9 protein-coding genes are annotated in these 6930 nt (G+C 43.7%); 6 read left to right on the forward strand and 3 right to left on the reverse strand.

From position 1 onward, the window contains the following. Positions 1-535: 535 nt before the first annotated feature. Both IM322_RS15905 and IM322_RS15910 read right to left on the reverse strand, forming a co-directional pair. Positions 536-1645, reverse strand: a complete 1110-nt coding sequence (locus tag IM322_RS15905) for an iron-containing alcohol dehydrogenase family protein (RefSeq protein WP_287080142.1) — start codon at positions 1643-1645, stop codon at positions 536-538. A 20-nt stretch (positions 1646-1665) separates the two neighbouring features. Further along, positions 1666-2223 (reverse strand): Ycf51 family protein, encoded by a 558-nt coding sequence (locus tag IM322_RS15910; RefSeq protein ID WP_286824378.1) that lies wholly within the window; start codon positions 2221-2223, stop codon positions 1666-1668. Here IM322_RS15910 and IM322_RS15915 point away from each other — a divergent pair. From IM322_RS15915 to queC, 4 genes are all read left to right on the forward strand, one after another. Continuing rightward, entirely contained in the window at positions 2200-2817 is a 618-nt protein-coding gene (locus IM322_RS15915) for a 7-carboxy-7-deazaguanine synthase QueE (RefSeq protein WP_287676055.1), read from the forward strand. The genes IM322_RS15910 and IM322_RS15915 overlap by 24 nt on opposite strands. A 147-nt stretch (positions 2818-2964) precedes the next feature. Continuing rightward, positions 2965-3282 (forward strand): hypothetical protein, encoded by a 318-nt coding sequence (locus IM322_RS15920; RefSeq protein WP_158201278.1) that lies wholly within the window; start codon positions 2965-2967, stop codon positions 3280-3282. Further along, positions 3279-3641: an aspartyl protease gene (locus IM322_RS15925; RefSeq protein WP_286824380.1), complete on the forward strand. Its 363-nt coding sequence runs from the start codon at positions 3279-3281 to the stop codon at positions 3639-3641. The genes IM322_RS15920 and IM322_RS15925 overlap by 4 nt, the downstream gene beginning before the upstream one ends. Next, positions 3641-4333 (forward strand): 7-cyano-7-deazaguanine synthase QueC, encoded by a 693-nt coding sequence (gene queC, locus IM322_RS15930; protein WP_287676057.1) that lies wholly within the window; start codon positions 3641-3643, stop codon positions 4331-4333. The genes IM322_RS15925 and queC overlap by 1 nt, the downstream gene beginning before the upstream one ends. A gap of 26 nt (positions 4334-4359) precedes the next feature. Here queC and IM322_RS15935 read toward each other — a convergent pair whose 3' ends face one another. Beyond that, on the reverse strand, positions 4360-4932 hold the full coding sequence (locus IM322_RS15935; RefSeq protein WP_193961534.1) for a manganese efflux pump MntP: 573 nt from the start codon (positions 4930-4932) through the stop codon (positions 4360-4362). A gap of 563 nt (positions 4933-5495) precedes the next feature. Here IM322_RS15935 and IM322_RS15940 point away from each other — a divergent pair. Then, positions 5496-6449 carry a branched-chain amino acid ABC transporter permease gene (locus IM322_RS15940; RefSeq protein ID WP_287676058.1) on the forward strand — a complete coding sequence of 318 codons (954 nt, stop codon included), beginning with the start codon at positions 5496-5498 and terminating at the stop codon, positions 6447-6449. 44 nt (positions 6450-6493) lie between these two features. Continuing rightward, on the forward strand, positions 6494-6625 hold the full coding sequence (locus IM322_RS15945; RefSeq protein WP_287676059.1) for a hypothetical protein: 132 nt from the start codon (positions 6494-6496) through the stop codon (positions 6623-6625). Positions 6626-6930 lie beyond the last annotated feature (305 nt).

Here is a 6930-nt window from a genome sequence, read left to right on the forward strand (position 1 = left end):
CTTGTTTTTTGTACCAAGCGATGTACTACAAGAAGGATAATGCAAGGTTTTTGAAAGTCCCAATCCTATTTTCGCAGCATGAACATCGGACTTTAACAGGTCAAAAGCTTTATTTTAAAAGGGTTTTACCATTATTCAGCAAGCCCTAAGTACGGTAGGGCATACCGGAACTCACGCTTGGGGAGAGATTCCCTCTGGTTTGGTTGGATACGTCCTGTCAGATTAAGGAAACTCAGTGAACCAAGAATCCCTCGCTTTTAGCGACGGGAGTGTCAATAATAAGTCCCGAAAATTTACCCTTAATTAGGGTTTGCGGCAAAAAGTTTTTCGGTGGTGGTAGGAGTCAGGAGTCTCCGAGTCAGGAGCCGGTCGTTTAAGGCTTTGTTGCCCTTGTTTTTTTGCACCAATCTATGTACTACAAAAAGGATAATGCAAGGTTTTTGAAAGTCCCAATCCTATTTTCGCAGCACTAACATCGGATTTTAACAGGTCAAAAGCCTTATTTTAAAAGGGTTTTACCATTATTCAGCAAACCCTAATTAGCTTTAACTTTCTGGACGATCGGATCGGCAGTGGTAGTAGAAACCATAGCCGCCATAACTTGTTCAGGGGAAACCGTAAAAGGTAAACGATGAATGTCAGAATTAGGCTGACAGGCAATTGCGGCCGCGTGGCGCAATTGGGCAAGGGAAACATCTCTTAATCCTAAATCCTCTAGGGATTTCGGTAAACCAATTTGTTCATAAAACTGGATTAGTTGCCCCCGGGCCGATAGTGCCAATTGATTGCCCAAAACTATTTCCTCTAGACGCAATTGGGCGAGGATGCCGTAGGCGACTTTTTCCCCGTGCAGGGCATGATGGCAAGCGGGAATATGGGTTAAACCATTATGAATCCCATGGGCGGCCACGGTACGACAATTAGCGCCCCCTAAACCACCAATTACTCCGGCTAATAAAACGGTGGCATCCACCACCTGTTTCCAGTCCTCCCCGCCGATATTTTCCAGGGCTGCCGGGGATTTTTGGAACAGGATATCCCGCAAAACCCGGGCCTGTTGGACAGCGGCAATGATCAGGGTTTCTGTGGAATGACCGCTACTGACGGAAGCTTCGTACCATTTAGCGATCGCATCGCCAATACCGGCGATTAAGGTTCTTTTCGGGGCAGTTTGGATAATACCGTAATCGAGAATTAATAAATCCGGGCAACGGGCTAGGGACAGATCGTAAAGAAACGCCCCCGCATCGGAATAGATGTTAGATAGGGCCGTCCAAGCGGCACAAGTGGCCGCGGAGGTGGGAATCGTGGCAATCGGCAAATGGCACTGATGGGCGAGTAATTTGGCCGTATCGAGGGCCTTGCCGCCACCCACACCGATGATAAAATCTGCCTCATGACTCTTGACAGATGCCTTTAAATATGCTAAGGAATTCTCCGAACAATCGGGGGCGTAACTGTGATAGCTAGGAGTGAGATTTTTCAGGGGAGATGACAAAAAAGCTAAATTGCGATCGCCGCCCACCACGAGGGGACGTTTCCCCAAATCCGCTAATTTGCCGGTGGATTCTTCTAGGGCATTGTCACCCCGAATCACTTGTGCGGGGGCGATTAACAGGGGCAAAACAGCGACAGCATTGGACATTTTTTGACAACCTCTCAGGATTATTGGCTAAGTTTAGCGAAGCTTTCGGGAAAAAGCTGTAGTTCAGGGGTATTATCCCCCGGGGCGGAGAAGGATTTTTTAATCTGTCCTAAGTACAAAGGAGCAGATAAACCGGGCTGAGGGTGAACGAGAGTGCGAGCGCTAATGATAAATTGATTATTACCGCCAGCACCGGCGCGACCAGAGGAAAACAAGTCACTAGCGGCTTGTTTTAGGGTTGCTTCCACCTGCTCGGTAGTAACAGTATTGGGCAGGGAGATAACAGCTTGATTAGCTCCGTTATCATAGACAAGGGAGAATCTCACCGCTCCCGGAATTTCGGTACGAGTAAATAATCCTAACCCAAGACCGAAAATTCCGACCGTCAACACAGCCATAAAGCTAGTGACACCGACGAGACGAAAGCGGATTCCCCAACCGACGAGAAAAGCGATAATCGTGAGTACCAAAAAAACCAGCGTGGCAATACCAGACCATTGGATGTATTTGGCAAAGTTCAGGGGAATGTCCATATTTTCTATAATACTGATTCTATGAAAACGGTTAGCATAAACCATTGTACCTATCCTGTTGTCGAAACTTTCCATTCTGTGCAGGGCGAGGGCTTTTGGACGGGAAGCAATGCTTTTTTCCTCCGTTTGGGAGGTTGCGATGTCTATTGCCCTTGGTGCGACCAAAAAGAGTCTTGGAATGCCCACCGTTATCCACAACAATCGGTGCGGGAATTGGTTGAGACGGCCAAAGGGGCTAACCCCGCTATGGTGGTGATTACCGGGGGGGAACCTTTAATGCACAATCTTGATCCTTTGACCGGGGAATTAAAAGATCAGGGTTTACGGGTACATTTAGAAACTTCTGGCGCTCATCCTTTTACAGGGGTTTTCGATTGGGTGACTTTTTCTCCTAAAACTTATAAAATGCCCGATCCTAGTATTTATGCACGGGTGAATGAGTTAAAAATTGTCGTGGCTAATCCAGAGGATTTAGACTGGGCAGCCATCCAGGAAAGTAAGTTATCGGAAGGGGTGATCAAATATCTGCAACCCGAATGGAATACAGTGGAAAGCAAAGAGTTAGTCTTTAATTATGTTCTCCGGCATCCCCAATGGCGCCTCAGTCTCCAAACCCATAAGTTTTTAGGAGTCCGCTAGTCAGTTATCAGTTATCAGTTATCAGTTATCAGTGATCAGTTATCAGTTATCAGTTATCAGGAGATTACTTTTTATTTATTCTACCCACTCCCCAATTCATAATTCATGATTCCCAACCCCTAATTTACTAACAAGAGGTTAAATACTATGTCTAACAACAATTCTGAACGAGTAGTGCGTCGTGGTCGAGTTTTTCCAGAGATTCAAGCTACAGAGGAAGAAAAGGCCAAACATCGCGCCCGACAATTAGAATTTTATCATCGTTGTTGGCCGATTTTTCAGAGTTTACAGCCCCGGTTAATGAAACATTATTATGGTTGGTACATTGCGATCGAACCTGATAGCGGCGATTATTTTATCGATCCCGACAAAGAAGTGGCTAGTAAAAAAGCAAGGGCAAAATATCCCGACAAAATCCATCATATCTTTGGCATTAATGAAACTGGAGTTAGTGGCAGAATATGATTGAAGGGAGATTTGGAGAAAATGGTCAAATTTATTTTGATATCGATTTAGTCAGCCCTAATGGTCTGGTGTTACCTGTAGAAGCTATGCTAGATACTGGTTTCACGGAGTTTTGTGTTATGAATGACCAAGATGCTCGCAGTCTTGAATGGCCATTTTTAAACCAAGATAAGTTACGCACCGCCCAAGGAGAAGCATTTTTTGATATATATTTAGGCAGAGTAAGAATTGATGGTCAAGAATACGAAATTCCCGTCTTTGCAGGGGAGGCAATTCAGGAGATTTTGTTAGGTTCCCAGTGGCTCAAACAATTTATCTTAGTAGCTAATTATCAACAAACACAGGTGACATTAGGGTAATGACAAAAAAGGCGATTGTTTTACTTTCCGGGGGATTAGATTCAGCGACAACAGCAGCGATCGCTCTAGCGGCTGGTTATCAATTAATTGCCCTTTCCTTTCGTTATGGACAAAGACACGAGCGGGAATTAGCAGCGGCGAAAAAAATTGCTAATTTCCTCAATATTAAAGAACATCATCTGATCGAAGTCAATCTATCTTTGTGGGGAGGTTCCGCTTTAACGGATCAATCTATAGCTATTCCCCAAGAGGGAATTAACCCGAATATTATCCCGATTACCTATGTGCCGGGGAGAAATACAGTTTTTATTTCGATCGCTCTTTCTTTAGCGGAAGCAAGGGAAGCGGAGGCGATATATTTAGGAATTAATGCGGTGGATTATTCTGGTTATCCCGATTGTCGTCCCGAGTATTTAGATGCCTTTCAAACTTTAGCTAATTTATCATCGAAAGCGGGTTTAGAAGGGAGAGCACCCCAATTAATTGCCCCTTTAGTGATGGATAGTAAGGTAGATATCGTCCGTCGTGCTGTTAGTTTAGGGGTTCCCATTGCTGATACGTGGTCTTGTTATCAAGGAGAAGTTGAACCCTGCGGTTTATGCGATTCCTGTCGCATCAGAGATCGGGCTTTAATTGAGGCCGGTTATCCCGAATTAGCCACTCCCCTGTTGAAAAACAGCCAGGGAAAATAGGGAGGATAGTGAAAAATGGAGATAATCTAGGCAATTAAATGTTCAATGAGGATTTTACTGCCGATTAATATTAAAACTAAACCGCCGAGAATTTCCACCTTTTGACTAAATAAATTACCGAATTTATGCCCGATAAAAACAGCTATAAAACAGAGAGCAAAGGTAATAGAACCGATGACAGTGCAAGCTAAAAGTAAGGGAGTTTTAATCATCGATAGACCCAAACCAACTACTAAAGCATCGATGCTAGTAGCGATCGCTAATCCGATTAAAGTATAGGAATCTAGAGGATTAAATTTTTTTTCCTCGTCATCATTTTGAACAGCTTCGTAGATCATTTTACTGCCGATCGCTCCTAAAATAATAAAAGCGATCCAGTGGTCAAAAGAGGCGAGGAACTCGCGACAAGTTAGACCGATACCCCAACCGATCATCGGCATAATCGCTTGAAATCCCCCAAAAAACAAAGCAATTTTCAAAGCCTTATTAACATGAATATGACGAATCATCAGGCCACTGGTCAGAGAAACGGCCACGGCATCGGCGGCTAATCCCACGGCCACAAAGGAAGTGGTTAAAAGTTCGAGTGAAGTAAACATCTATAGTTGTTTATCCTTTAATTTCCCCTTATCTTAACTAATTTTTACCCAGAAAACTTTCATATTTCTCTCATGATCCTCTCATTTATCTATCATTTCTCTAACCTAAAAATTAACTGCTCGATTAGTGAGCGGATCGAATTGAAAACGTTTAAAACCACATTACTGGTTCCTCACCGATCGCCTGCACCTGATGGAGCGCTTCTGGGGCAAAACTGATGATATACTCAACTTCTAGGACTTTTTCAGCCGCTACTGCGATTTTATCGGGAAATTCAGCACTAGGAGTCCGAGGAACCGGGTTTCGGAGTTAACTAACCAATCCTGCTGTTTCATAAATTCCCCTAAATTTTTTCCAGGACAAAGTTGAGGAAGATACCTTTTCCCATCATCGATCATCCCGTCTGCTTTTAAGGTGGCGAACGCTACCATATAGGAAAAGTGCCCCGTAAAAAATTATGATAATTTCGAGAATTACCAGAGAATCAGAGGGGAGAAAACGGTGATAAAATTAGCTAATTGACTCCAGTAACTTAAGCCCCCAATAACCGCTCACTGAAAATATGGCTGATTTTTTTAACACCTATGGTTTTTTAATTGTTTCAATGATATTTGGAGCCATATTAGGCATTTCAATTTATCTGCCCTTAATGGCCGGTCAATTATCCTTAGCAACCCCCGGTTTTTACGCTTTAGGGGGTTATGTGTCCGCCATTCTTTCTACGAAAGTTTTTACTAATACCGGCAGCAATTATCCCCTGGCTTTGGTCTTTTTAGAAATGTTAATTGCTGGCATTATTTCAGGAATATTAGCCATAGTTTTAGGTATTCCTGTTCTCCGTTTGCGAGGTATTTATTTAGCCATTGCCACGATCGCTTGGGTAGAAATTTTGAGAATTATTGCCCTTAATCTCGAGATAACTGGCGGTGCGGTCGGTATTTTCGCCATTCCCCAACCCTTCACTACTCAATTAGCCTACCTTTGGCTGGCCTTGCCCCTCTTATTCCTAACTATGCTGTTTCTCTACCGGTTAGAAAACATCAAAATTGGTCGGGCATTTAATGCCATTCGTGCCGATGAATTGGCAGCTGCAGCCATGGGAATTAATCCCACCTATCACAAGGTTTTATCCTTCACTTTCGGGGCAGTTTTAGCGGCAGTTGTGGGAGCGGTAAGCGCCCATTTTCTCAATACTTGGAATTCCCGTCAGGGAACTTTTGATGCCAGTATTATTTTCTTGGCTTTCGTTTTAATTGGTGGTTCAAGAACTTTTGTTGGTCCGGTGGTGGGAGGCATTGTTTTAACTGCTTTGCCCGAAGTTTTACGCGCCCTCGGTGGTGTGAATGGTTTACCAATTTGGTTAGGGAATTTCTTGCGCGATGGTCGTTTGATTATTTTTGGAATTTTAATTGTTTTGGGAACGATTTTTTATCCCCAAGGCTTAATTACACCTGAATTAATCAAAAAACTAATGCCTTTTAAAAGACGTTCCTCTCTTAGTCAAGTTGATTCCTAATTACAGCAGAATTGAGTGGACTGCTATGCTATGGATCGACGCAGTTGAAAACTTACAACCAACAGCAGGCAATTTTAAGGATTCGCTATCGCTTGGGAGAAGGAGAGACGGCTGAGTTTCTGGAATCTCAGGTGAAAAGAGAGGGGTTGAGAGGGCAATTGGTGGGTGCTTTCTGAAAAGGTGAGGGAATTGGTGCAGCTGACGGGTTGGGATGGAAACGCCATCAACTGACTGAATGAAGGGGAAATTAATTGCATTTTTGGAGGCAATTTAGCCGACTTTTGGCGATACTAATCCCTCAATTAGGTCTTTCTCCTGAACAAGAAGTTAAAATGTAGCTTTGACATCCTCGCCGCCGTAAAACGGACGGCGATTCCTCACCACGCCACCTTTTTAGAATGGTCGCGTCAATGGGGTTGACGCTTCACGGGATGCTGCTTCTTTAACAGAAGTCTTACGCTTTCCGACCCGTCCATTTTGA

It is taken from the genome of Microcystis sp. M109S1 (genome assembly GCF_020247025.1).
Lineage (GTDB): Bacteria > Cyanobacteriota > Cyanobacteriia > Cyanobacteriales > Microcystaceae > Microcystis.